Annotated in this window: 18 protein-coding genes; 6 read left to right on the top strand and 12 right to left on the bottom strand. The window is 68.4% G+C overall.

Annotated features, from left to right (window positions below; all coding sequences use genetic code 11):
- Window positions 1-163: 163 nt before the first annotated feature.
- Entirely contained in the window at window positions 164-904 is a 741-nt protein-coding gene (locus tag ACK5NO_RS03345) for a YveK family protein (protein ID WP_416811252.1), read from the bottom strand.
- A gap of 70 nt (window positions 905-974) precedes the next feature.
- Between ACK5NO_RS03345 and ACK5NO_RS03340 the strand changes: the two genes are divergently transcribed.
- From ACK5NO_RS03340 to ACK5NO_RS03330, 3 genes are all read left to right on the top strand, one after another.
- Window positions 975-2,357 carry a hypothetical protein gene (locus ACK5NO_RS03340; protein WP_416811251.1) on the top strand — a complete coding sequence of 461 codons (1,383 nt, stop codon included), beginning with the start codon at window positions 975-977 and terminating at the stop codon, window positions 2,355-2,357.
- Window positions 2,358-2,445: 88 nt separating this feature from the next.
- Window positions 2,446-3,690, top strand: a complete 1,245-nt coding sequence (locus ACK5NO_RS03335; protein WP_416811250.1) for a glycosyltransferase family 4 protein — start codon at window positions 2,446-2,448, stop codon at window positions 3,688-3,690.
- A gap of 100 nt (window positions 3,691-3,790) precedes the next feature.
- Window positions 3,791-5,236, top strand: coding sequence for a sugar transferase (locus ACK5NO_RS03330; RefSeq protein ID WP_416811249.1), 1,446 nt, complete (start codon window positions 3,791-3,793; stop codon window positions 5,234-5,236).
- Between the two features lie 27 nt (window positions 5,237-5,263).
- On the opposite strand, the gene ACK5NO_RS03325 is transcribed toward ACK5NO_RS03330, so the two are convergent.
- Genes ACK5NO_RS03325 through ACK5NO_RS03315 form a run of 3 tightly spaced genes read right to left on the bottom strand, consistent with a single transcriptional unit; the run spans window position 5,264 to window position 7,729 of the window.
- Complete coding sequence (locus ACK5NO_RS03325) at window positions 5,264-6,151, bottom strand: acyl-CoA thioesterase (protein ID WP_416811248.1); 888 nt, start codon at window positions 6,149-6,151, stop codon at window positions 5,264-5,266.
- Entirely contained in the window at window positions 6,151-6,582 is a 432-nt protein-coding gene (locus ACK5NO_RS03320) for a globin (RefSeq protein WP_416811328.1), read from the bottom strand. The genes ACK5NO_RS03325 and ACK5NO_RS03320 overlap by 1 nt, the downstream gene beginning before the upstream one ends.
- Before the next feature lie 16 nt (window positions 6,583-6,598).
- The gene (locus ACK5NO_RS03315; RefSeq protein ID WP_416811247.1) at window positions 6,599-7,729 is read right to left on the bottom strand and encodes a mechanosensitive ion channel family protein; all 1,131 of its coding nucleotides are present in this window, start codon (window positions 7,727-7,729) and stop codon (window positions 6,599-6,601) included.
- Between the two features lie 68 nt (window positions 7,730-7,797).
- Between ACK5NO_RS03315 and malQ the strand changes: the two genes are divergently transcribed.
- Window positions 7,798-9,927, top strand: a complete 2,130-nt coding sequence (gene malQ, locus ACK5NO_RS03310; protein WP_416811246.1) for a 4-alpha-glucanotransferase — start codon at window positions 7,798-7,800, stop codon at window positions 9,925-9,927.
- 37 nt (window positions 9,928-9,964) lie between these two features.
- On the opposite strand, the gene pepN (ACK5NO_RS03305) is transcribed toward malQ, so the two are convergent.
- The 3 genes from pepN (ACK5NO_RS03305) to ACK5NO_RS03295 all read right to left on the bottom strand — a co-directional run bounded on the left by pepN (ACK5NO_RS03305) (window position 9,965) and on the right by ACK5NO_RS03295 (window position 15,854).
- Window positions 9,965-12,490, bottom strand: a complete 2,526-nt coding sequence (gene pepN / locus ACK5NO_RS03305; protein WP_416811245.1) for an aminopeptidase N — start codon at window positions 12,488-12,490, stop codon at window positions 9,965-9,967.
- 151 nt (window positions 12,491-12,641) lie between these two features.
- Window positions 12,642-15,239, bottom strand: coding sequence for an aminopeptidase N (gene pepN / locus ACK5NO_RS03300; protein ID WP_416811244.1), 2,598 nt, complete (start codon window positions 15,237-15,239; stop codon window positions 12,642-12,644).
- An 18-nt stretch (window positions 15,240-15,257) separates the two neighbouring features.
- Window positions 15,258-15,854, bottom strand: coding sequence for a MarR family transcriptional regulator (locus ACK5NO_RS03295; RefSeq protein WP_416811243.1), 597 nt, complete (start codon window positions 15,852-15,854; stop codon window positions 15,258-15,260).
- A gap of 123 nt (window positions 15,855-15,977) precedes the next feature.
- On the opposite strand from ACK5NO_RS03295, the gene ACK5NO_RS03290 reads away from it, so the two are divergent.
- The gene (locus ACK5NO_RS03290) at window positions 15,978-17,336 is read left to right on the top strand and encodes an MFS transporter (protein ID WP_416811242.1); all 1,359 of its coding nucleotides are present in this window, start codon (window positions 15,978-15,980) and stop codon (window positions 17,334-17,336) included.
- 6 nt (window positions 17,337-17,342) lie between these two features.
- On the opposite strand, the gene ACK5NO_RS03285 is transcribed toward ACK5NO_RS03290, so the two are convergent.
- Genes ACK5NO_RS03285 through ACK5NO_RS03270 form a run of 4 tightly spaced genes read right to left on the bottom strand, consistent with a single transcriptional unit; the run spans window position 17,343 to window position 19,966 of the window.
- Complete coding sequence (locus tag ACK5NO_RS03285; protein WP_416811241.1) at window positions 17,343-17,930, bottom strand: hypothetical protein; 588 nt, start codon at window positions 17,928-17,930, stop codon at window positions 17,343-17,345.
- A gap of 42 nt (window positions 17,931-17,972) precedes the next feature.
- Complete coding sequence (locus ACK5NO_RS03280) at window positions 17,973-18,443, bottom strand: tRNA (cytidine(34)-2'-O)-methyltransferase (protein WP_416811240.1); 471 nt, start codon at window positions 18,441-18,443, stop codon at window positions 17,973-17,975.
- Between the two features lie 12 nt (window positions 18,444-18,455).
- A complete protein-coding gene (locus ACK5NO_RS03275; RefSeq protein WP_416811239.1) occupies window positions 18,456-19,136 on the bottom strand; it encodes a pentapeptide repeat-containing protein in 681 nt (226 codons plus the stop codon).
- A 2-nt stretch (window positions 19,137-19,138) separates the two neighbouring features.
- On the bottom strand, window positions 19,139-19,966 hold the full coding sequence (locus tag ACK5NO_RS03270) for a CDP-alcohol phosphatidyltransferase family protein (protein WP_416811238.1): 828 nt from the start codon (window positions 19,964-19,966) through the stop codon (window positions 19,139-19,141).
- 41 nt (window positions 19,967-20,007) lie between these two features.
- On the opposite strand from ACK5NO_RS03270, the gene ACK5NO_RS03265 reads away from it, so the two are divergent.
- Window positions 20,008-21,909 (top strand): ABC transporter ATP-binding protein, encoded by a 1,902-nt coding sequence (locus tag ACK5NO_RS03265; protein ID WP_416811237.1) that lies wholly within the window; start codon window positions 20,008-20,010, stop codon window positions 21,907-21,909.
- Between the two features lie 245 nt (window positions 21,910-22,154).
- Here ACK5NO_RS03265 and ACK5NO_RS03260 read toward each other — a convergent pair whose 3' ends face one another.
- The gene (locus ACK5NO_RS03260) at window positions 22,155-24,092 is read right to left on the bottom strand and encodes a M13 family metallopeptidase (protein ID WP_416811236.1); all 1,938 of its coding nucleotides are present in this window, start codon (window positions 24,090-24,092) and stop codon (window positions 22,155-22,157) included.
- Window positions 24,093-24,111 lie beyond the last annotated feature (19 nt).

The following is a 24,111-nucleotide window of genomic DNA, read 5'->3' as shown; positions in this document are numbered from 1 at the left end:
GGACGCCGCGGGCGCGCCGCCGTGAGCCGCCACGCATGCGTGCGCGCGCCCTCCCCCGAAATGCACGATCATGACAGGCCCCCCAGTCGACGGTGACTGAGCAGTTCAGTTCACCGACATCGAATCGCTGAGGCCGACGCTACCGGAGGAAGGTGCCCGCTGCCTATGGGGAGTGCGGCTTGTCGCCGCCCGGCTCCTCCGCAGGGGTGGCCGATGCGCGACCGTTCTTGGGTGCGCGCCGCGCCCTCGGCTTGGGCTCGGGCTTGGGTTCGGGCCCCGCCGATGTGGGCGCGCTGCGTTGCTCGCGGCCGTGGCGGCGCGCCTCGAGCGCGACCGCAACCGTGATGCCGATCGCGACACCGAGTGAGGTAGTGATGACCAGCACCCCTTTGGTCAGGGGGAAGGCAGGCGTGTCCGGGGCGCTGGCGGCCGCCAGGATCTCGATGGTCAGCGGCAGGTCGCCGTCCTCGCCGGTACCGCCCAGCAACTGGGGAATCTCGTCGCGAGCGGCAGCGGCTGCCGCGTTCGCGAGTGTGGCGGACAACTGGGGGTCGTCGGCGCGCACCACGATGTCAAGGGTGGACGTGAGCGTGCGTGGAGTCACCGTCGTCATGTCGACCAGGTGCTGCGCGGTGACCTCATCCGTCGCCGCTGATTCGAGCAAGGAGGGCGAGTCAATAATGGTGGCGACAGTCTCCGACAGTTGGATGGTGGTCGAGGCGCCCGACTGCGCATCGGGGATCGACTGAGGTCCGTTCGCGAGCAACACCACCGTTGCCGTGGCGTCATATTGCGCCGGGGTGACCTCGACGTACGCCAGGCCAGCACCCGCACCCACGAGCGTGCACCCGACAATCCACCACCAGCCGCGCACCGCTGCTCGCCGCAGGTCCCTCAGATCCATCAATCCTCCCGCCCCACCAAGCATCATTGCCCCTGTTGCGGGGCTTCATGCGCACGCTACCGTACGGATCATGATGGTCCTCTTGGGCACGACCGTGCTGGCGGTGGTGTACGGGGTCGTCTCGAAACGGTACGAGCGGGCGCTCGCGATCGGCGCCATCACGCCGACCGGGGCAGCGTTGGTCGCCGGGCCTCAAGCCGTGCCCACGTTCTATGCGGTGGCGCTCGCCGGTGTCGTGCTGTTGGTGTGGCAGTGGATCGCCAGTGGGGGAGTGCCCGGCGCGCCCCGACTGGCCCGCATCCCTGGTGTGCCCCTGATGATCGCGCTGGTGGTGTGGGCGGCTGTCGTGGTCGCGCTCGCCCCCATGCTGTTCCCTGGGCTCGAGACGGTGACCCAAGACGGTCGGTTGCTGACCCCAGGGATGCTTGACTCCTCGAACGTGGCTCAGGTGGTGTACCTCGCGCTCAGCGTCGCGGTCGTCGTCATCTTGGTGCGCTCGCCCACGACGTCGCCGGCAGTGCTGGCGATTCCCCTCGGTGCTGGAGTCGCCATCGCGTTGTGGCGTTACTTGTCGCTGCATGCGGGGGTGCCGTTCCCCGAAGGGCTGTTCGACAACTCGCCGGCGTTCCACTACAACGAGTCGGCTCCTGGTGGTGTCGAGCGCTTCCGCGGCATCCACTCCGAGCCTGCGGGCCTGGCAGGAACCGCCATCGTGGCGGCCGCGTACGGCCTGGCCTCCAGTGCGCGGGTGCGTGGCTGGGCGCGTGCGGCGGCGCTCGCCATGGCGGTCGCCGCTGTCTTCCTTGGCATCGTGTCCACCTCGACCACGTTCGTCATCGCGGGTGTCGTGTTGCTCATCCTCGCGGTGGCGAGTATCGCGTGGCGGCTGTTGACGCTCAAGTTGCGAGTGTCGCTCGCCAGCGTCATCGTGGCCGGGGTCGTCGTCGTGTCCACGATCGTGGCCCTGCCGGTGCTCACGGCGATGCTGCGGGCCCAAGTCGACGAGAAGGTCGCATCGTCCTCGTTCACCGAGCGGGCGGGCTCAGACAGCGAGGCATTCTCGGTGTTCCTCGACACGTGGGGCTTCGGGATGGGGCTGGGCGCCGTGCGCGCGTCGTCACTCGCGTTTACGGTGCTCGGGGCCGTGGGTACCGTGGGTGCACTTCTGCTCGTCGGAGCGATCGCCGCCATTGCCTTGCCAGCCATGCGCTTGCCCCAGTACGAGCCCGTGGTGTGGGCGCTCGCGGCCGCGTTGGTGGTCAAGGTGATCTCGAGTCCCGAACTCGCGGATACCTCCGGGCTCATGTGGTTGGCCCTCGGGGTGTTGGCCCACGGCGTGGTCACGCCGCGGCCTACCAGCGACGATGCGCTCACGAGAGGTGGCAAGCGGCCGCACCAGTCGCTCCCAGAAGCGGACATTGTTGCTTTAGGTGACGAACCGGTCCATCGGTAGTACAGTCGGAGCCAGGCCTGATGAGGGGTGACGGCCGAGGTCTTCACCCCTGCGACGGATCGGTTCGACTTCTGGGGTGGAGGCCACTGTGGCCACGATCGAACGGCTCGATTCGGGGGGTGCATCGGCTCGGCCCTCTGACGCTGCCAGCGCGGTGCACGCACCGCGTCGTGCGCTGCGCGTCGTGCACCTGCTCAAGCACACGTGGCGCGCCAACGGAAGCGTCCACGTGGCAGTCGATCTCGCGTGCGCTCAGGCCGACGCGGGCCTGGACGTGTGGGTGGCCTCGGTGGAGGGCTCGTACGACGACGTGCTGGCAGCGCATGGGGTGCGGGTGGTCGCCCTGCCCGCGCTCGGCGGTGCGCTCGGGACCGCGCGCCATGCTCGAGCGATCGCGTCGCTCGTGCGTCACGTCGATCCCGACGTGGTCCACGCCCACATGATGTCGTCCGCGGTGCTGGCGGCACCGGTGGTGGCTCTCAGCGGCGCGACGTTGGTGACCACCGTGCACAACTCGTTCGACAAGCACTCGTGGATGATGAGGACCGGCCGCACGGTCGTCGCCGTCAGTCAGGCGGAGCGAGACCTGCTTGTGTCGAGGGGCTTCCGTCCGGACCGGGTGCGGGTGGTCCTCAACGGCAGCGGCGACAGCGCCCGAGAGCCCTACTGCGAAGACCAGGTGGGCACGGTGCCCCGCCCGTGCGTGATGACTCTGTCGGGCCTACACGAGCGCAAAGCCATCGACGACGTGATCCGGGCGTTCGAGGTTCTCGCTCCCGAGTGCCCTGAGTGGCACCTGAACATTGTCGGATGGGGTCCCGCCCACGATGAACTCGCACAGCAGATCGCGCAGGCGGACCTCGGCGACCGTGTCCACCTCCTCGGACCGTCCTACGCGCCGTGGCACCCACTCGCGAAGGCAGACATCGTGGTCAGCGCCTCGTTGGCGGAGCCTTTCGGTCTGAGTCTGTCGGAGGCGCGTGCGGCGGGCTGCGCAGTGGTGGCGACCCGCGTGGGCGGGATGCCCGAGGTCCTGGAACACGGACGGGCGGGGCTCCTGGTGGAGCCGCGGGACCCGCAGGCACTGGCGGCCGCTCTGCGCCCGCTCATGACCGACCGCGAGGAACTCGAGCGCTGGCGTGCGCGTGCGCTCGACGGCTCCGAGCGTTTCACCGCCGCGCGCATGGCGCGTGACTATCTGTCCGTCTACCTGGACGCCATTGCGGCGCGCCGGGTCAGGCGGCTTGTGCAGGACGACCAGTTCGCACGGGCAGGGGGCCCGTCAACGGACGCCACGGTCGTATCACCGGATCGGACCCACAAGGCCATGTGATCCGGAGTTCATATCGGGGGGAGTACGTGTCGGCGGGGGCCGATGCGGGTGCACGGGGACGCCCACGGCGTCACCGGGCAGCACAACAGGGGGGAAGAACGTGGCAACGGCAGAAACGGTCCAGCAGCTCAGGACACCGCTCCTTGGGGAGCGCGCGCTCGCGTGGCGCACCGGCCATTGGGGCACGAGATACCGCGCCATTTTGCGCGTGACGGACACGGCCGTGGTCGTGGCGTCAGTGTTTGGGGGCACGGCGCTGTGGGCGCGGTTGTCGGGATCGACGCTCGGGGAAACCTACGTCGCGTCATGCACGGCGCTGGTCGTGTTGTGGCTTGGCGCACTGGTCCTGTTCGACACGCGCTCCGAGCGAGTGACGGGCGTGGGGATGGCGGAGTTCAAGCGGGTGTGGGACGCCTCGATCGCGTTGTCTGCTGGCATCGCGTTCGTGGTCGTTCTTGCTCCCCACGTCGCCTCGCCCGGCACGGTCATTGTGACCTTGCCCTTGGGGCTCACTGCGCTGCTGGTGACGCGGGTGCTGTGGCGCGAATGGCTGAAGGCACGCCGCCGCACTGGCGAATGGTGCACCCGCGTGCTGCTCGTGGGCTCCGCAGAGTCGGTCGACCACATCCGTGGCGAACTCTCGCGGGCGCCCTCAGCGGGCTTTCGGGTGGTCGGCGTCTGTACGGCGAGCGATGGGGTCGACGTCAAGACGGGTGCCATCATGGCTGCCCTCGACTCCACGGGTGCCGACACGGTGATCGTCACTAGCACCGATGACTTGCCGCCAGCCAAGGTCAAGGAGATCAGCTGGAGCCTCGAGCAAGGCCGCCACCACCTGCTCTTGGCTCCCAACATCACCGACGTGGCGGGTCCGCGCATCCATACCCGTCCTGCCGCTGGCCTGCCGCTGATCCACGTGGAGACGCCTCGCCTGGGGCGCCTGCAAACGCTCGCGAAGCGAGTGTTCGATGTCCTGGGGGCGGCCACGCTCATCGTGCTGCTCACGCCGGTCTTTGTGGTGTTAGCGCTGCTGGTGCGATCCTCCAGCCCCGGGCCAGTCCTGTACCGCCAACTGCGCATCGGCCAGCATGGCGAGGTCTTCCCCATGCTGAAGTTCCGCTCGATGAGGGTGGGGGCAGACGCCGAGCTGGCGGGCCTGCTCGAGGCTCAGGGAACGGGACAGACGCCCCTGTTCAAGGTGAAGGACGACCCGCGCATCACGCCCATTGGCAAGGTGCTGCGCAAGTTCTCACTCGACGAACTCCCGCAATTGTTCAACGTCTTGGGCGGGACCATGAGCCTCGTAGGCCCTCGTCCCCAGGTGGAGGCAGAGGTCGCGCTCTATACGAGTGTCGCACGCAGGCGGCTGCTGACGAGGCCAGGCATCACCGGTCTGTGGCAGGTGAGCGGCCGCAGCGAACTCGACTGGGAGCAGGCGGTGCGGCTGGACCTCTACTACGTCGAGAACTGGTCGATGTTCACCGACCTCGTGATCCTTGCGCGCACGGTGAAGGCCGTCGTGGCTCCCGGGGAGTCAGCGCACTAGGCCCGGACGTCGTCGGTCTGCGCCCCCTCAGGCCGGCGGCGGTCCGAGCCGGAACATGCCTTCTTGAGCGGCCGAGGCGACCAGGCGGCCGTCCTCGGAGAAGATCCACGTGCCGCCCAGTCCGCGACCACCTTGCGCGGTGGGGGCGTCCTGGACGTACAGGAGCCACTCGTCGGCGCGCACGGGCCGGTGCCACCACATCGCGTGGTCGAGGCTCGCGTAGTTCATCGAAGGGGTGGCCCAGGCCGCATCGTGTCGGCGCAGCAGCGGCTCGAGCATCATCGAGTCGCATCCAAATGCCAGCAGGGCTCGGTGAAGGAGATCGGAGCCTTCGATCGGCAAGCGCGTGCGCATCCACGCGGTCTGGTACGCCTTGGGCCGGGGGTCCGGCTTGGCGAAGACGGATCCCTCGACGTGGCGGATATCAAACGGCGTGCGCTCAAGCCAGTAGTCCACGGCGGGGTGGCCCTGCATGGGCGCCATGACGTCGACGCCGGACGGCAGCGTGTCGGGACCGGGGACCTCCGGCATACTCACCGAGTGCTCGGGGCCGTCCTGCTCAAGTTGGAAGGAACTGATCATCGACAGGATCGGCTTGCCGTCCTGGAGAGCGTGTGTGCGGCGAGCGCTAAACGAACGGCCGTCGCGCAGCACCTCCACCTCGAACTGAATGGGACGGCCCGCGTCGCCGGGGCGCAGAAAGTACGCGTGGAGCGAATGCACGGGCCGGTCTTCTGGCGTGGTCGCGCCCGCCGCAAGCATCGCCTGTGCGAGCACCTGGCCGCCGTACGCGCGCCCGTTGGGCATGGGCAGCGAGTCGCCCTCGAAGCGGGTGTCGGACAGCCGCCGAAGGTCAAGCACCGCCAACCCCGAGTCCACCGCCTGCTGTGCCCAGACGTCCTCGGTGCGCTCCATCAGTCGTTCTCCTGTCCAGGGGTGGGTTCAAAGGTGTTGATCATCGAATGGGCTGCCCGCTCGAGGTAGTCCATGAGGGTGACCGCGTGAAGGGGTGCGAGGTCCGCAGCCGCGACAGCATCCCGCATGTGGTGAATCCACCTGTCGCGGGCATCGGGATTGACGTGGAAGGCCACGTGACGCATGCGCAAGCGGGGATGGCCGCGCTGGTCGGAGTAGGTGGTCGGGCCGCCCCAGTACTGCTCAAGGAACAGGGTGAGGCGCTCAATCGCTCCCTCCATGTCGTGGGCGGGGTACATGGGCTGCAACACGGGGTCCTGAGCGACGCCGTCGTAGAAGCGGCGCACGATGCGCTCAAAGGTGGGGTGTCCGCCCACGGCCTCGAAGAAGCTCTGGCCGTGTTCCTGCGGCGGCTCGGCGCCCACGTTCATGCCGGGCGTCGTCACGTCAGTTGTTCTCCCCATCGCCATCGAGGTCATCGGACGCAGGCGGCAGTGGCTTGCCGTCGCCGTCCGTGGGCTGGTCATCGCCCGCCTTTCGGGGCGAGTCAGGGATCGTTCGGTCATCGTCGTCGCGAGCGTGGGACTCGACCACCATCGCGTCGCCGGGGATAGCCAGCCGGATGCCGCGCTCCGCAAAGATGCGTCGCATCTCGCGGCGCACCTCGCGTTGCACATCCCACTGCATGGCCGGGTTCACCTGGCACATGAGGCGCAGCATGACTGCGTTGTACTCTAGCGACTCGATGCCTGCCACCTGGGGCTCGCCCAGCAGCGCCTTGCGCACCGTCTCGGAGGATGCGGAGGCGGCGTTGAGGGCGTCGATCATCGCGTCCTTGGCTGCCTCGACGTCCGTGTCGTAGGCGAAACGCACCTCGATCATCACGCGGCTCCACAGGCGCGTCATGTTGCCTACCCGGGTGATCTCGCCGTTAGGGATGTACCACACGGTGCCGTCCAGCGACCGCAGCCTGGTGCAGCGCAGGCCCACCTCCTCGACCGAGCCGGACGCCTCGCCGAGGTCCACGACATCGCCCACGCCGTACTGGTCCTCGATGAGCATGAAGATGCCAGCGAGCACGTCCTTCACCAGCGACTGCGCGCCAAAACCGAGCGCTACACCGAGGATTCCGGCGGAGGCCAACAGCGGTCCCACGGGAACGCCGAGGACGCTCATCACTGCCATGAGCAGCATCGTGACGATGACGACGCCCAGCGTGGAGTCAAGCACCCGCCTGACCGTGTGAGCACGCTGACGCCGACGCTCCGCTTCGAGCCGCACCTCCGTGGTGTCGACCTCGGGAACGCGAATGCGCGCCTTGCGCAGCGCGGCGAGTGTGCGGGGGTCTCCAATCGGGGTGCCGCGCTCGATGCTCGCCGCGAAGGCCTTGATCACGAAGTGGCCCACGAGCCAGATCACGAGCGCGACGATCGCTGCGACGCCCAGCCCGGGTGCGCGGGATTCGACTCCCTCAAGCCATTCGCTGACCTCGTCGGGATCGACCTTGATCTCACTCACCGTGGGCTCGACGGTCGGCTCTGCGGACGCGGCGAGCAGGGCGCTGTAGATGGCATGCACGCCTCCCAGGGTAACCGGGTGGGTCATGCTCACTTCAAACGCGGTGGATCACCTGGCAGGATGGGTATGTGAACGAGGTGCCAGAGATCCCGTCGCCCGCGCTGGCGGAACTCGCCAGCGCCTGCGGCGTTGCCGTCGAGTACACGAGCTGGAACGGTCAGCCGGTCCACAGTTCCGTCGCTGCCGTGAGGGCGGTGCTGGCGTCGCTTGGCGTCGACGCGCGCGACGACGACGCCTGCCGGCGCTCGCTTGAGGACATCAAGGACCTCGAATGGCAGCGGCTCGCCCCGCCCGTCACGGTCGTCGTCGAGGGCGCGGGCGCGGACATTCACGTGCACGTCCCCGACGGCGCCCCCGCGGCGGCGTCCCTCACGCTCGAGCACGGCGAGACGGTGCCGCTTGAGCAGCTCGACGCCTACGTTCCGCCGCGCACGGTCGACGGTCGCCCGGTGGGGCGAGCCACGTTTGCCATTCCCGCGGACCTGCCGCTCGGCTGGCACCGACTCGAGGCCGCCACGACGGGCCGTCGCGGCAGGGGATGGGTCGTCGTGACCCCCGCGCGCATCGGCGTTCCCGACGCGGTGCGGCGCGAGCGGCCCTGGGGCCTGGCCGCACAGTTGTATTCGGTGCGTTCGGACCGCTCGTGGGGCGTGGGCGACTTCGGGGACCTTGCGGACCTGTGCTCGCTCGCGGCGATTCGCGAGGGCGCCGACTTCTTGCTGATCAACCCGCTGCACGCCGCCGAGGCGGTGCCACCGCTCGAGCCGTCGCCGTACCTGCCGACCTCGCGCCGGTTCCTCAACCCGCTGTACGTCCGTATCGAGGACATCCCCGAGGTCGCCTACGTGCCCTCGCAGCACCGCGCCGTCATTGAGTGGGAGTCCGAGAAGCCGCGCCGTGCCAATCACGACGCAGACAAGATCGACCGCGACGCGGCCTGGCGTGCCAAGTCGGCAGCGCTCGAGAAGGTCTTCGAGGTGCCGCGCTCGGCCGCGCGCCAGGCCCTGTTCGAGGCGTTCTGCCTGCGTGAGGGAGACGCGCTCGAAGAGTTCGCCACCTGGTGCGCCATCTCTGAGGCACACAAGGGCCTGCCGTGGCCCGCAGAGTTTTCCGGGCCGCGCTCACACGCCGTCGAGGCCTGGCGAGACGAGAACGGCGAGCGGGTCCTCTACTTTGCGTGGCTCCAGTGGATCGCCGACGAGCAGCTCGGCCGCGCTCAGGCCGCCGCGAAGTCGGCAGGCATGGGCATCGGCATCATGACCGACCTCGCCGTCGGGGTGCACCCCTTCGGTGCCGATGCGTGGGCGCTCGGCCGCGTGCTCGCTTCCGGCATGCAGGTGGGCGCACCGCCGGACATGTACAACCAGCACGGGCAGAACTGGTCCCAGCCGCCGTGGCAGCCACGCGCGCTCGAGGCCGCGGCGTACCTGCCGTTCCGCGACGTGGTGCGCACCGCGGTGCGTCACGCGGGCGCGCTAAGAGTGGACCACATCCTTGGACTTTTCCGTCAGTGGTGGATCCCTGCGGGACACCAGGCCAACGACGGCGTGTACGTCTACGTGGACCACCAGGCGCTCATTGGCATTCTCGCGCTCGAGGCGCAGCGCGCGGGCACCATCGTGATCGGCGAGGACCTCGGCACGCTCGAGCCGTGGGTCTCCGACTACCTCAACGAGCGCGGTCTGCTCGGCACTGTGGTCGCGCTGTTCGAGAAGGACCACGAGGGTCGCCCGCAGGCGCCCGAGAACTACCGCGCCGATGCGCTGGTGTCGGTGACCGTCCACGACCTGCCCCCCACGGCCCCCTTCCTCGCTGGCGAGCACGTCGCCGAGCGCGAGGCGCTCGGTCTGCTCGTGGGCGATCCGCAAGACGCGCACGACGCCGCTCTGCACGACCGCGACACCATGGTTGCCTACCTGCGCGAGCGCGGGTGGCTCATCGAGGACTGGGAAGAGGACGACCTGGTCGCAGGAGTCCACCGCCTGGCCATGCATTCGCCGGCGCTGCTCACCGCCGTCGCCTTGACCGATGCGGTGGGCGACCGCCGCTCGCAGAACCATCCGGGCACGCACAACGAGTACCCCAACTGGCGGGTGCCGCTCACGGACAAGGCCGGCGCGGTGGTGCTGCTCGACGACATCTTCGACTCGCCGCGCCTGCAGCGACTGCTCGAGGCGGTGCGCTCCGCGCGGTCCTGACCGGGTGGTCCTGATCGCGCGGAGCGGGAACCAGCCTCTAGGCCGACTGTGCCCGCAGCGCGCGGCGGACGTCGTCGAGCGACTCCGTGAGGATCTTCACGAGCACCGGGGGAGCGTCGGAGTTCTCGGCGAGCCAGGCCTCGAGCTGAGTCGTGAGGTCCGGGACCCGTCCCGCCAGCACGGTGGGGGAGGCATACGTCGCGGTCCGCATGGCCATGAACGCGTCCATGGACTCGAACATGGGCCGGTAGCCCGCGAGCAGCTCGTCCGCGAGGGGAGCGAGCAGTGCCGGGTCGGCGGCACGCATGAGACCCGTGGCGGTCTCGAAGGCCACGGCGTTGGAGGGGACGGGCCCCGTAGCGCCAGCAATCAGCGCCCACGCGCGCCGCTTGGCGTCGAGGTCAGCGATCGAGGCGCGCGCGCCCGCGGCACGACGCTCACCGGCCGGGCCGGGGTCGGCGGCCACCCGCGCGTCGATTTCATCGTCAGTGACTCGGCCGCACACCGCCAGCGCGGTGACCAGGTCCCAGCCGAGCTCGGCGTCGATCTCGAGACCCTCGAGTGTCGCGGAGCCGTCCAATAGGGCTGCGGCACGGTCGGCGTGCGTGTCCGTGCAGGCGAGCGCGGCAAAGCCGCGCAGTAGCGCCATCTGCACGTCGGAACCGGCGGGTGCGCCCTCCAACTGAGCCCAGAGCGCATCGGCCGTCCGGGCGCCGAGGGCGAGCGTGTCGGCGGGGGGTGCGTACAGCCGGACCGCCGTGGCCACGTTGGCCAGGTGAGAGGCGATGACTTGCGAGACGGTCAGGCTCGACACGCACGACAGCACGGCGTCGACGTAGGCGGCGGCAGGCAGTGCCCCGTCGCGGCACATGTGCCACAGCGAGTCCAACACCAGGTACTGAGCCATGGGTGAAGCCAGTGCCGCGATCGCCTCGCGGGAGGTGTCCAACGAGGTCGCGTCGAGGTGAACCTTGGCGTACGTGAGGTCGTCGTCATTCACGAGCACCAGCGCGGGCGCCTCGATGCCGACGGCGTCCGGTACGTGCGTGCGCGGCCCGTCGACGTCGACGTCGGCGAACCACACGCGCTCCAGGCGCTCGCCCACCCACGCGTAGGCCCCCACACGCAGCCGATGCGGGTGGGCCAGCACGCCCTCGGGCACCGTTTCGGTGATGACCAGGTCGGCCACGGAGCCGTTGGCGCCAAGCGTGACCTCGGCCGCCAGGGTCGTCACGCCGGAGGTCTCGAGCCAGGCGCGCGACCAGGGCGCGAGGTCGCGACCCGTGACGGCGGCGAGCTCGGCGAGCAGGTCCGCCAGGGTGGCGTTGCCGTGGTGGTGGGTGCGCACGTATGCCGCGACGCCCTCGAAGAAGTAGTCCGCGCCGAGCGTCGCCGCGAGCTGACGCAGGGCGGAGGCTCCCTTGGCGTAGGTGATCATGTCGAACGTGCCGGCGACCGCGTCGACCGTCGGCACGTCGCCCACCACAGGGTGCGTGGTGGGGCGCTGGTCCTCGCTGTACGCGACCGACTTGCGGGCGGCACCAAAGGTGACCCACGCATCGGCCCACCCGGCGACCTCTTCGGCGGCGAACGTCGCGACAAAGTCGGCGAACGACTCGTTGAGCCACAGGTCGTCCCACCACTTCATGGTCACGAGGTCGCCAAACCACATGTGTGCGAGCTCGTGCAGCACCACCACGTCGCGCTGTTGCAGCATCGCGGTCGTGGGGCGGGTGCGGTACAGGTAGCGGTCCTCGGAGATGGTGACGCAGCCCGCGTTCTCCATGGCGCCAAAGTTGAACTGCGGTACGTAGGCCTGGTCGTACGAGTCGTAGGGGTACTCGGTCGCGAAGACGCGTTCGTACAGGTCGATGCCGGCCTGCGTGACCTCGAACAGCCGGGCGGCGGCGAGGTGCTCGCCCACCTGCGGGCGGCCGTACACGCGCGCAGGGATGTCGCCCTTCGCAGAGGTCAGGGTGGCCTCCTCGAACACGAAGGGGCCAGCTACCACGGCGGCCACGTAGGTGGGCAGCAACACTGTGGGCGCGAAGGCCCAGGTGCGCGTGCCCGCGCCGTCATGGTTGACCACGGCACGCGTGTTGGAGACGACCTCCCAGGCGCTCGGCGCGCTCACCGTGAACTGGAAGGTGCCCTTGATGTCGGGCTGGTCAAAGCATGCAAAGGCGGCTCGCGCATCGTCCGCCGCGAACTGGCTGTACAGGAACGTGTGGCCCGTGTCGGGCTCGACGTAGCGGTGAATGCCGGAACCCGTGGTGCGGTAGGCGCAGTCCGCGTCGATGACCAGGAGGTTGGCCGGCTCCAGGTCGGTCAGCGGCAGTCGGCCGTCCACGAGAGTGTCGACGTCGAGTGCGCGCCCGTTGAGCGTCGCGGAACGCAAGGTGCCCACCAGGTCGATGAAGGTCTCGGAGCCACCCGGTGCGGTGAACTCGATCTGCGCGTACGAGCGAAACGTGTCGCCAGCGCCGGTGAAGTCCAGGGCGACCCTGTACTCGGCGGTCGGGATGATCAGGGCGCGGGCGTTGGCCTCGTCACGGGTGAGCATCGTCCCAGTCTCCCACGCGTGGGTCCCGCTTCACCCCGACCTCCCGCCGCCCTCCTTCCCGTCAAATGGATCCATTTGGCTCGTCAGGGGCGTGACAGCACGGAGCCCGGGCCCCCTCGCGGGGTACCCGGGCTCCAGACATCGGTGGGGCTTAGCCCTGTGCGTCACGCTCCTGGTTGGCAAGGGCGCGGCGCACGTTGTCACGGCCCTCAATGATCAGGCGACGCAGGGCGTCGTGAGCGTCGGCGTTGTTGGCGAGCCACGCATCGGCCTTGTCCTGCAGGTCGGCGACGCGTCCTGCCAGCTGTGCCGGGTACAGGCCCTCGATGAGGTTGGTGGCCATCTCGTTGGTCTTGTCCGAGTAGATGCGGCGCACGGCCGTGAAGTACTCGTCGACGTAGGGCTCGAGCACGGTCACGTCGTTGACGTGAAGGAACCCGGCCGTCGCCTCGAACTGCAGGGCGTTGGGCAGGTCCTTCTCGGCGTTGACCAGCAGGTCCCAGGCTGCGCGCTTCGCCTCGGCGGACGGCAGCGCGGCGCGGGCGTGCGCCGCACGGCGCTGGCCCGATGCGGTGGCGTCCTTGGCGAGCTGCAGCTCGATGCCAATCTCGTCGATGCGACCGCCGACGACTAGCCCGATGAGCAGGTCCCATGCCAGGTCGGCGTCGACCTCGAGCGAGTCGAGGTGCAGCTTGCCGTCGAGCAGGCCCTGCAGGTTGTCGAGCTGGATGTCGGTGCACGCCATCGACGCGAACGCCTTGACCACCTGCAGTTGCGTGTCGGAGCCGGGCACGGCCTCGATGGCGACCTTCCACAGCGCCTCGGCCGCCTCCGAGCACACGTCAGCCGCGTGGTCGGGGTGGACGTAGAGGTTCAACGTGGTCGCAAGCTGGCGCAGCAGCACCATCACGGTGGTCGACTCGGTCTCGCGACCGATGTTCTTGAGGACCAGGTCCACGAACTGGCGCGCGGGCATCTCGCCGTCGCGCGTCATGTCCCACGCGGCGGTGAGCACCATCGAACGGGCCAGCGGGTCGGTGAATCCGCCCACGTGCTCCACGGCGGTCGCGAGCGACTGCTCGTCGAGGCGCACCTTGGCGTATGCGAGGTCGGAGTCGTTGACCAGGATCAGCGCGGGGCGGTGGTTGCCCAGCAGCTCAGTGATCTCGGTGCGCTCACCGCTGATGTCGGTCTCGACGTACATCGAGCGCTCAAGGCGCGCGGCACCGGTGGTGTCGACCACCACGTCGTAGCCGCCGATGCCCAGGCGGTGCGGACGCTGCGTGGGCCACTCCTCGGGCACCTCCTGGACCACGGTGAACGCGACGATGTCACCGTGCGCATCGGTCTCGATCTCGGGGCGCAGCGTGGTGATGCCCGCCTTCTCGAGCCACACCTCGGACCACGAGGTCAGGTCGCGACCGGAGGTGGCCTCGAGCTCGACCAGCAGGTCGCGCAGGGTGGTGTTGCCGTGGTGGTGCTTGCGGAAGTACTCGGCGACACCGGCGAAGAACTGGTCCTCGCCCACCCACGCGGCGAGCTGCTTGAGGACCGAAGCGCCCTTGGCGTAGGTGATGCCGTCGAAGTTGACCTCGACGTCCTCGAGGTCCTTGATGTCGGCCATGATCGGGTGCGTGCTGGGCAGCTGGTCCTGGCGGGCCGCCCACGTCTTCTCGAGCGAGTTGAACGTGACCCAGTTGTTCTTCCACTTGGTGGTCTCGACGGTCGCGACGGTCGAGGCGTACTCGGCGAAGGACTCGTTGAGCCACAGGTCGTTCCACCACTTCATGGTGACGAGGTCGCCGAACCACATGTGGGCGAGTTCGTGCAGCACGGTGACGGTGCGGCGTTCGACGCGGGCCTGGGCCGACTTGGAACGGAAGACGTAGTCCTCGAGGAACGTCACGCAGCCAGCGTTCTCCATGGCGCCCGCGTTGAACTCGGGTACGAAGATCTGGTCGTACTTCTCGAACGGGTAGTCCATCTCGAACTTGTGCTCGTAGAAGGTGAAGCCCGCCTGGGTGTCGGCGAGGATCACGTCCGCGTCGAGGTAGGGGGCGAGGGCCTTGCGGCAGTACACGTCGGCGCCGAGCGTGCCCTTGCGCGACTCGACGGTGCCTTCCACGCGGTGGTACGGGCCGGCGACGATCGCAGTCACGTAGCAGGGCAGGCGAGTGGTCTCGGTGAACTCCCAGCGGGCGACGCCGCGGGTCACATCGGCGATGGCGACGCTCGCTCCTTCAACCTCGTGCTTGGTGCCCGGGTTGTTGCTCAGCACGTGCCAGTGCTCGGGGGCCGTCACGGTGAAGGTGAAAGCCGCCTTGAGGTCGGGCTGCTCAAACACGGCGTACACGCGGCGGGTGTCCGCGACCTCGAACTGCGAGTACAGGTACACCTCGCCGTCCTCGGGGTCGACAAAGCGGTGGAGGCCTTCGCCGGTGTTCATGTACGCGCAGTCGGCCACGACGGTCAGCTCGTTGCTGTCCTGCAGGTCGGGCAGTTCGATGCGGCTGTCCACAAAGTGCGTGGCCGGGTCGAGCTGCGTGCCGTTGAGCACGATGCTGTGCACGGTGGGCGCGATCAGGTCGATGAAGGTCGACTCGCCAGCGGTGGCCGTGAAGCGCACGGTGGAGGTCGAACGGAAGGTCTCCTCAGAGGTGGTGAGGTCGAGTTCGACGGAGTAGGTCTCGGTGGAGACCACGGAAGCGCGGGCCTGAGCTTCGTCGCGCGTAAGGTTGGTACCTGGCATGGGCTGATTGTGCCACGCCTAGGGGTCCCCCCATGGTGGGACTGTTGGCCCAGCGCGTCGCGGTACAAGCCGCGGGGGCGCGCTTACTCCACGCTGTGCCATCCATCGGTCGAGCGCGTCAGGGGCAGTCCACGGCGTCCAGACCTGGACGGGTGGCTCGTCGAGGCGTGCCCAGCGGCCGGCGGTGGCCTTGAGCGCCGCTGGCAGGGCGCCGCGGGCGGTGCGGCGGGTGCGCGCCGTGCGATAGAGGGCTTCGATGCGCCGCATGCGGGTGACGAGCAGCCAGAACTGGTGGGTGCCGTAGGCGGTGACGTGCACCACCACTGACCGATAGTCAGTATCGCTCAGGCGCCGGCGCACCAGACCGAGCCGTTCCATGCGCGTCGCGATCTGGCTCACATTGGCGAGGGTCGTGCCGGTGTGCTCGGCGAGGGTCGACATCGCGAGGCCCCTGGGCGCCCTGACCAGGTACTGCGCGTAGTGGGCCTGAATCGCGGTCATGACGAGGCCTTCTTGGGCGAGGCGACCGCGGCGTCGCGCGTCGCGGTCGCCGTGGCGCATGGCGTCGATGAGGGGTGCGTGGCGGGCGAGATACCCGACTTCTGTTTGCGCCATGCTTCACACGTTAAGCAAATGCGGAATCGTCGTCGCATCCCCACGGCCATCCCTGGGGACAGCCGCCTTAGCGGCAGCCCTGGGGGCACACTCCACACGGCCGATGCGACCTAGACTCTCCCGGTGAGTTCACCAGACGAGACAGCCGCCACCCGCCGCCGCCTGGTTGACCTCGCACCACTCAAGGCTTCGCCGGCCTTCGCCCGCCTGTGGTTCGGCGGCGCCGTCTCCGCGATCGGCGCGCAAATGTCGATCGTCGCGGTGGGCCTGCAGATTTACGACATGACCGAGTCGAGCTTCCACGTGGGGCTCGTCGGAGGACTCTCGCTCGTCCCGATGATCATCGCCGGGCTGTGGGGCGGCGTGCTCGCCGACGTGTTTGACCGGCGCCGACTTCTCATCACGTCAAGCCTGGTCGCATGGTGCTCGACCCTCGCCCTGGTGGCGCTCGCCTCGTGGGACGCAGCCCTCGTGGGGCAAGGCACACGTGCAGCGCTGTGGCCCTTCTACGTCGTCACGACCGTGAACGCCGTGGCCGCCACCATCTCGGGTGCCACGCGCAGCGCACTCGTCGGACGCATCCTGCCCGGCGACATGATTTCTCGCGCCGCCGCGCTCAACGGCATCGGCATCGGCGCGGCATTGACGGTCGGCCCTGCGCTCGCGGGCGTGCTTGCCGCCACCGTGGGCCTCGCATGGACCTTCGCCATCGACGCCGTGCTGTTCACCGCAGGATTCCTCGGCGTGTGGATGCTGCCCGCCCTGCCGCGGCTGGGAGAGAAGGTGCAAGCTGGCTGGCCCGTGCTGCGTGAGGGCCTGGGCTTTCTCAAGCGCTCACCGAACATCCGCATGAGCTTCATCGTCGACATCGTGGCGATGACGTTTGGGCGGCCGGTGGTGCTGCTCCCCGCTCTCGGCGCGACGATCGTCGGCGGAGGTTCGCTGACCGTCGGTGCCCTCACGGCCTCCGCGGCCGTGGGCACCATCCTGGTCAGCCTGTTCTCGGGGCCTGTCGCGCACGTCCACCGCCACGGCCTCGCCGTCTCGCGCGCCATTACCTCGTACGGTATCTTCGCCGCGCTGTTTGGTGCCGCGATCCTCGCGATGACGCTTGTTGACCACGACGCGGGTCCGAGTTGGTCGGGGATCTACTGGCCAGCGCTGATCCTGTGCGGCCTCGCGATGGCCGGCATGGGCGCCTCGGACGAGGTCAGCGCGATCTTCCGCCAGACCATGCTTATCAGCGCCGTGCCCGACGGCATGCGCGGGCGCCTCCAGGGCATCTTCGTGGTCGTGGTGACGGGCGGCCCGCGCATCGGAGACATGTACGCGGGCACCCTCGCGGTCGCCGTGGGACTGTGGTGCCCGCCGCTCCTGGGGGGCTTGGCCATCATCGGTCTCATCGCCGTCCTGACACGCCTGCGCGACCCCCGCATCGGCGCGTCGTTCCGCGAGTACGACGCCCGTCACCCCGTTCCCTAACGGGGTTCAGCCGCCAGCGGCGGCCGACGACGAGACCAGCGACTGATCAAACTGTGGAACGAGGTCAGGGAAGTACTCATCGATGGCCTCGTCAGAGACGTTGATGCCGTCGACGGTGCGCACGTGGAAGCGCAACCCGTCGTCGGCCATGCCCGTCACCGATGTCACTGACACACGGACCGCGCGATCGGGGTCGGTCGCCGTCGCATACGGATCCGTGTCAGTGCCGACCGAGCCATTCATCTGCTCCGAGGTGATGTCGGTGAGGCCGGCTGCCGTCATCGCCTCCTCGAGCGCGGCCTGCGAGGGAAGCTCGCCCGCGAATTCCCCTTCGACGCCAAACCAGAACCGTGGGGAGCTGCCTTCCAAGCCTCCACCTGTTTCCGGAGTCGATTCCGCCTCGATGACGGTGAGATCGAGCGACTGCGCCACCGATGGAATGACGTCTTCCGCGAAAGACAGCACGTGGTCACTTTCCTCGACCATGGCATCGGTTCCCAGGACCGGACTGCAGCCGGCGAGCACGGCCAAGCCGCCTATGGCCGCAGCAGCCACCGTTGCCCACTGTCCCGACAGCGCGCCTGTATCCGCCATGCCGCGACGCTACCAGCGAGGCAGAGGCGCCGAAAGGCCTCGTCAGGCGGGAGCGTCGAATCCCGACTGGCGCCACGCCTCGTACGTCACGATCGCAGCGCAGTTGGCGAGGTTCAGCGAGCGCCTACCGGGCAGCATCGGAATACGCACGCGATCGGTCACCCGCGCGTGCGCCATCGTTGACTCCGGAAGTCCCGTGGGCTCGGGGCCAAACAGCAGCACGTCGTCGGGACGGTACTCGACCTCGGAGTGCACCGTGGTGGCGTGCGCGGTGAAAGCGAACACCCGCGAGTGCGGCATCGTCTCGAGTAGGTCGTCGAAGCTCGCGTGCACGGTGACCGACGCAAGGTCGTGATAGTCCAGCCCGGCGCGGCGAAGCTTGGGCTCGGACAGGTCGAACCCCAGCGGCTCGATCAGGTGCAGGTGCGCGCCAGTGCAGGCGGCCAGACGGATCGCGTTACCGGTGTTGTTGGGGATGCGCGGCTCATAGAAGGCGACATGCGGGGCAGGCATGGTGCCATTTTCTCAGGACTCGAGGACGCCGATGCCCAGGTGGCTCGCGAGGAGGGGCGCCAACTCCCACAACTGCTCGCTGGTGACGGTCGCGCCCCGCAGTGCGCTCGGGTCATCGATGCCGCCCAGGTCGAGTCCGCGCAGGTCGACATCCTTCATGCTCGCGCCGCGCACGGTCAGGGTCGTCACACGGCACCCGTGGAAGGCCACGCGCTCGAGCCGGGCATCGAGAAGATCGAGGTCGTCGAACACGCAGTCACGGAACTCGACGTCTTCAAGTCGAGCGCCACGGAGGTTGAGATAGCCGACCTTGCACCCGGTGACGCTGGTGGACTTCCAGGCACCTTCGTACAGTTCCGCAGCGCCGATGCGCGAGCGCGTCACCTCCGTACGCCTCCACGTCGAGCGAGGGGCGTGGAGCATGGTTGCTGTGGCCTCGGCCAGCCGAGTGTCGATGAACTCGGCGCCCACGAGCGAGGCGCCATCGAGTTGCGCGCGGCTCAGGTCGCATTCCTCGAACACGTGGTCGTCGAGGTCACGACCGCCCAAGTCCAGGCCGCTCAGGTCGAGCCCGTCGAGGTGTGGGCCCTCGTCGAGGTCGTACTCGTCCGCGGGTCTGAGCACGGGCTCGGCGCGGCGCGCGAGCTGAGGCGGCCGTGGGGTACTCGACGAGCGGTGGGGATGCACGGCCACGTCTAGCGGATGGGGCGGAGCTTGGACGAGGCGAGGATCGCCACGAAGTGGCCGGCCAGGATCACCGGGGTGATCGCGGTCACGGCGATGAGGACCCACCACATCACGGTGGCGCCGGCGATCGCCTGGATGATGGCGGCCACGAGGATCACCTGCGTCATCTCGACCGAGTGGTAGATGCGGTGCAGGGGCACGAGGTTGAACGCCTTGCGAGCGAGGCCGAGGGCCGAGTGGCCGATCCGGCGAGCCTCAACCGAGTCGGGCATCGGCCCCAATCCCACCTTCGAGCGCGAGACGTGAACCGCATCGTTCAGTGCCTTGTTCATGAGCACCATGCAGCCCAGCAGGGCCCCGAGCGCGAGCGGCAGCGCATCGTCCATGGCGAGCGCGAGCGACGCTCCCCACACGATCGGGATGCCACCTTCGGTCGTGTAGTGCGCGATCTTGTCGAGGAAGATGCCGCGCGGCCCGGACGTGCCGCGCACGCGGGCGACCTCGCCGTCGGAGGCGTCGACGAGCATCTGCAACTGCGCGAAGATCGCGGCGAGCAGGGGCCCAGCAAACGACGGGATTAGCAACGAGAGCGCGGCGAGCCAGCCGGTGACGATCACGCCGATGGTGACCGCGTCGGCGCTGAGGCCCCCGGCTAGGAAGCGCTGCGTCAGGAAGGGCGAAACTCGCCGCCAGTACAGGGCTGCGCTCCAGTGCTCGGCCGTGGCGCGGGCACGGATCACGTCGGGTTGGCCGAGTTCGCGAATGGTCGCGATCGACACGTCCAGCTTGCCCAATCGGGGCGCAGCAGCAGGCGTGTCAGGCGTGTCGTTTTCCACCGGGCAAGGGTAGCAAGCGGGCCCGGCGCTACCCTGACCGCATGAGTGTGCCCGCCCCGCCAGGATCGCGACGTGCGGCCCTTGGCGGCAGCCCCGGCAAAGGCGTGGCAGGCCGCGACGAGGCTGCCCAACGCGAGCACAACGCACAAGCCCCGCAGATTCCGCACCTGTGGCGCCGGGTAGCGGAGTTGTTCCGCCCCTACCGGTCGCGGCTCGTGCTGACCGGCGCGCTCGTGGTGGTCACTGCCGCGGCAGGGGTGGTTCCGCCGCTCGTGATCGAGCGCATCTTCGACGATGCGCTGTTCCCCGCAGACGCTGCAGGTCCCCACGTGGGGCTCCTGGTCGAACTCACGGTCCTGGTGATGGTGATCTTCCTGGCCACCGCGGCGCTCGGCGTGTGGCAGACGTACGTCATGGCGACCGTGGGCAACAGCGTCACCGGTGACCTACGGGTGCGCCTGTTCGATCGCCTCCAAGCGATGGATCTCGCATTCTTCACGCGCACCAAGACCGGCGTGATCCAGTCGCGGCTGCAAAATGACGTGGGCGGCGTGTCAGGGGTGCTCACCACCTTCGTGTCGAGCATCGTCGGCAACACCGTGACGGTGATCGCGTCGCTGATCGCGATGCTCGTGCTCGACTGGCGCCTCACCCTCGTCGCGATCGTGCTCATGCCCTTCCTGGTGGCCGTGCAACGTCGCGTGGGGCAGGTGCGCGCCCGCCTGGCCTCGCGCACCCAAGAGTCGCTGTCGGAGATGACGGCGATCACCCAAGAGGCGCTGTCCGTGAGTGGCGTGCTGCTGTCCAAGGTGCACAACCGTCAGCGCATGGAGTCACAGCGCTACGCGGCAGAGAACACCAACCAGGTGGGCCTACAAGTCAGACTGTCGATGTCGGGCCAGTGGTTCTTCGGGCTCGTCACGGTGATCATGAGTTCGGTGCCTGCGGCGATCTACCTCGCCGCCGGCCTGGTGATCGCCCGCGAGGTGGGGCAGGATCAAGCGCCGTCCATCACCGCGGGCACCATCGTTGCCTTCACCGCGATCCAGGGCCGCCTGTTGTTCCCTCTCATGGCGCTCATGCGCGTCGCGCTCGAGGTGCAGACCTCGCGCGCGCTGTTCGCGCGCATCTTCGAGTACCTCGACCTCGAGCCCGCCATCCGGGATAGCGCCGATGCGGTAGAGGCCTCCGCAGCGCCCGGTCCCACGGGCAAGGTCGAGTTTCGCGACGTGACCTTCCGTTACCCGGATTCGCCGACCGCCACGCGGCCGACGCTCGATGGGGTCTCGTTCGTCGCTCAGCCGGGCCAAACGGTGGCGTTCGTGGGGCCGTCGGGTGCGGGCAAGACCACGATCGTCTACCTCGCCGCACGCCTCCACGAGGTCAGCGGCGGCGCCGTCGAGTTTGCGGGCGCGGACGTGCGCTCGCTCACGCACGAGTCCGTCGTTGACCGGGTTGGCGTCGTCACTCAGGAGACCTACCTGTTCCACGCGTCGATCGCCGACAACCTGCGTTACGCCAAGCCGGATGCGACCGACGACGAGCTCGCGTCGGCTTGCCGGGCCGCGAATATCCATGACCAGATCATGACCTTCGAACACGGCTACGACACGGTGGTGGGGGAGCGTGGGTACCGGCTCTCAGGTGGTGAGAAGCAACGCATCGCGATCGCGCGGGTGTTGCTCAAGGATCCCCCCGTGCTGCTGCTCGACGAGGCGACGAGCGCGCTCGACAACGTCAGCGAGAGGGTGGTCCAGGCCGCGCTCGACCGCGCCGCCGAGGGCCGCACCACGTTGGTGGTCGCGCATCGCTTGTCCACCGTGGCAAGCGCGGACGTGATCCACGTGGTCGACGGCGGCCGCATTGTCGAATCGGGCGCGGCCGTCGAGCTTGCTGCCGCCGGTGGGCTGTATGCACAACTGGCCGCCCAGGAGCCCGCCTAGCGTAGACGCGAAAGGCGGGACCGGACCCGTAGGTCCGATCCCGCCAGTCGTCTAGAAGGAAGTGGTCGACTAGCTGTGGCAGCTACCGCCGCAGCATCCGCCTTCTTCAGCGGAGGCCACCTCGATGGTGTCCTTGTCGAGCAGGTCGATGTTCTGCTTGTCACCCATATGCGACTCCCTTCGTTGGTGGAACGCCCCACTGAAGGTGAGGCCTGCCGCCCAGCCTAACCCGGGCATCGGCGCTTTCACCAGATGTTGACGCGGTCCTCGCTGGCGAGCCACAGTTCGTCGTCCTCGCTGACACCAAACGCCTCGTACCAGGCGTCAATGTTGCGCACCACGCCGTTGACTCGGAACTCGCTGGGCGAGTGCGGGTCGGTGGAGATGCGCGTGATGAGGGCCTCCGAGCGCACCTTCATGCGCTCGGTGAGTGCGTACCCGAAGAAGAAGCGCTGGAGGGCGGTGAGGCCGTCGACCTCGGGGGCCTCGGCGATGGGAGTGCCCAGCGCGATCTCATAGGCCTTGAGCGCGATCTCGACGCCCGCGAGGTCGCCGATGTTCTCGCCCACGGTCAGGGCGCCGTTGACAAAGTGCGAGCCGTCGAGCTGCTTGGGGGAGTAGCCGTTGAACTGCTCGATGAGGACGTTCGCGCGCTCCATGAACGCGCTGCGGTCCTCTTCGGTCCACCAGTCCTCGAGAGCGCCGGTGCCGTTGTACTTCGAGCCCTGGTCGTCGAAGCCGTGGCCGATCTCGTGGCCAATGACGGAGCCGATGCCGCCGTAATTGATCGCGGCGTCCGCCGAGGGGTGGAAGAACGGCGGCTGCAGGATGGCAGCGGGGAACGCGATCTCGTTGGCCAGCGGCAGGTAGTACGCGTTGACCGTCTGCGGGGTCATGAGCCACTCGCTGCGGTCCACGGGCTTGCCGATCTTGGACCACTCCCAGTCCTCTTCGAACGCCGATGCGCTGCGGACGTTGGCGAGCAGGTCATCGGGGGTCGCCGTGAGGCCGGTGTAGTCGCGCCACTTCTCGGGGTAGCCGATCTTGGGCGTGAACTGTGCGAGCTTGTCGAGGGCGCGCTGCTGGGTCGCGGGCGTCATCCACTCGAGCTGGGTGATGGAGATCCGGTAGGCCTCGATGAGGTTCGCGACGAGCGCGTCCATCTGTTCCTTGTACTCCGGCGGGAAGTGCTTGTCGACGTAGACCTGGCCCACGAGTTCACCCGCGACGGCCTCGACAAAGCCCACTCCACGCTTCCAGCGCTTGCGCTGCTCCGTGGCGCCGGACAGGACGGTGCCGTAGAAGTCGAAGTTGGCCTTGGTGATCTCGTCGGTGAGGTACGGCGCACGCGAGTTGACGACGCGCCAGCGCAGGTACTCCTGCCATGCCTCGACGGAAGTGTCCTGCCACAGCTGGGCAAAGCCCTCGAAGTAGCTGGGCTCGGAGGCGATGAGGAGGTCATGGGCGGCCTCGGGCATCTGAATCGCACCGGCCCACGTGGTCCACGCGAAGCCGGGGGCCTCGTCGACCAGGCGGCTCAGTGTCGTGGGGTTGTGGGTGAGGTCCGCCTCGCGGGTCTTGACCACGTCCCAGTGGTGCGCGGCCAGCGCGGTCTCGAGCGCCATGACGGACGCGGAGTCGAACGGGATGCCCGTGAGAGCGGACATGCGGTCGATGTGGGCCACGTACTTTTCGCGCGTCTCGGCGTGCGCGTCCTCGCGGTAGTACGCCTCGTCGGGCAGGCCAAGGCCGTACTGCGAGAGGTACACGACGTTGTCGTCGGGACGGTTCTTGTCCGCGAACACGTAGTAGCCCACGGTGCCTGTGACGCCCGAGCGGGCCAAGGTGCCCATGGCCGCGGCCAGTGCGTTGTGGTCACCGGCGTTCGCCACGATCCCGAGATCCGCGTCGAGCGGCGCGGTGCCCAGCTCGTTGATGCGGTCGATGTTCATGAAGCTCGTGTAGAGCGCGCCGATGATCGAGTCGGGCTCAGCCGCCTCGATGATCTTCCTGGTGTGCTTCTCCGCCTGGTCGCGCAGCGTGTAGAAGCTGCCGTCGGCCGCGCGGTCGCCGGGGATCTCGTGGGTGTCCTCCCACGGCCCGTTCACGTAGCGGAAGAAGTCGTCCCCCGCACGCACGGTCGGGGAGAACTCGGACTTGTCAATGCCTGAATCGAGTGCCATGTCCTCACCCTATGGGCGC

It is taken from the genome of Demequina sp. (assembly GCF_047975725.1).
Taxonomy (GTDB): Bacteria; Actinomycetota; Actinomycetes; order Actinomycetales; family Demequinaceae; genus Demequina.
Note: the sequence above shows the minus strand (reverse complement) of the source record. Positions and strands in the feature narration are given on the sequence as shown.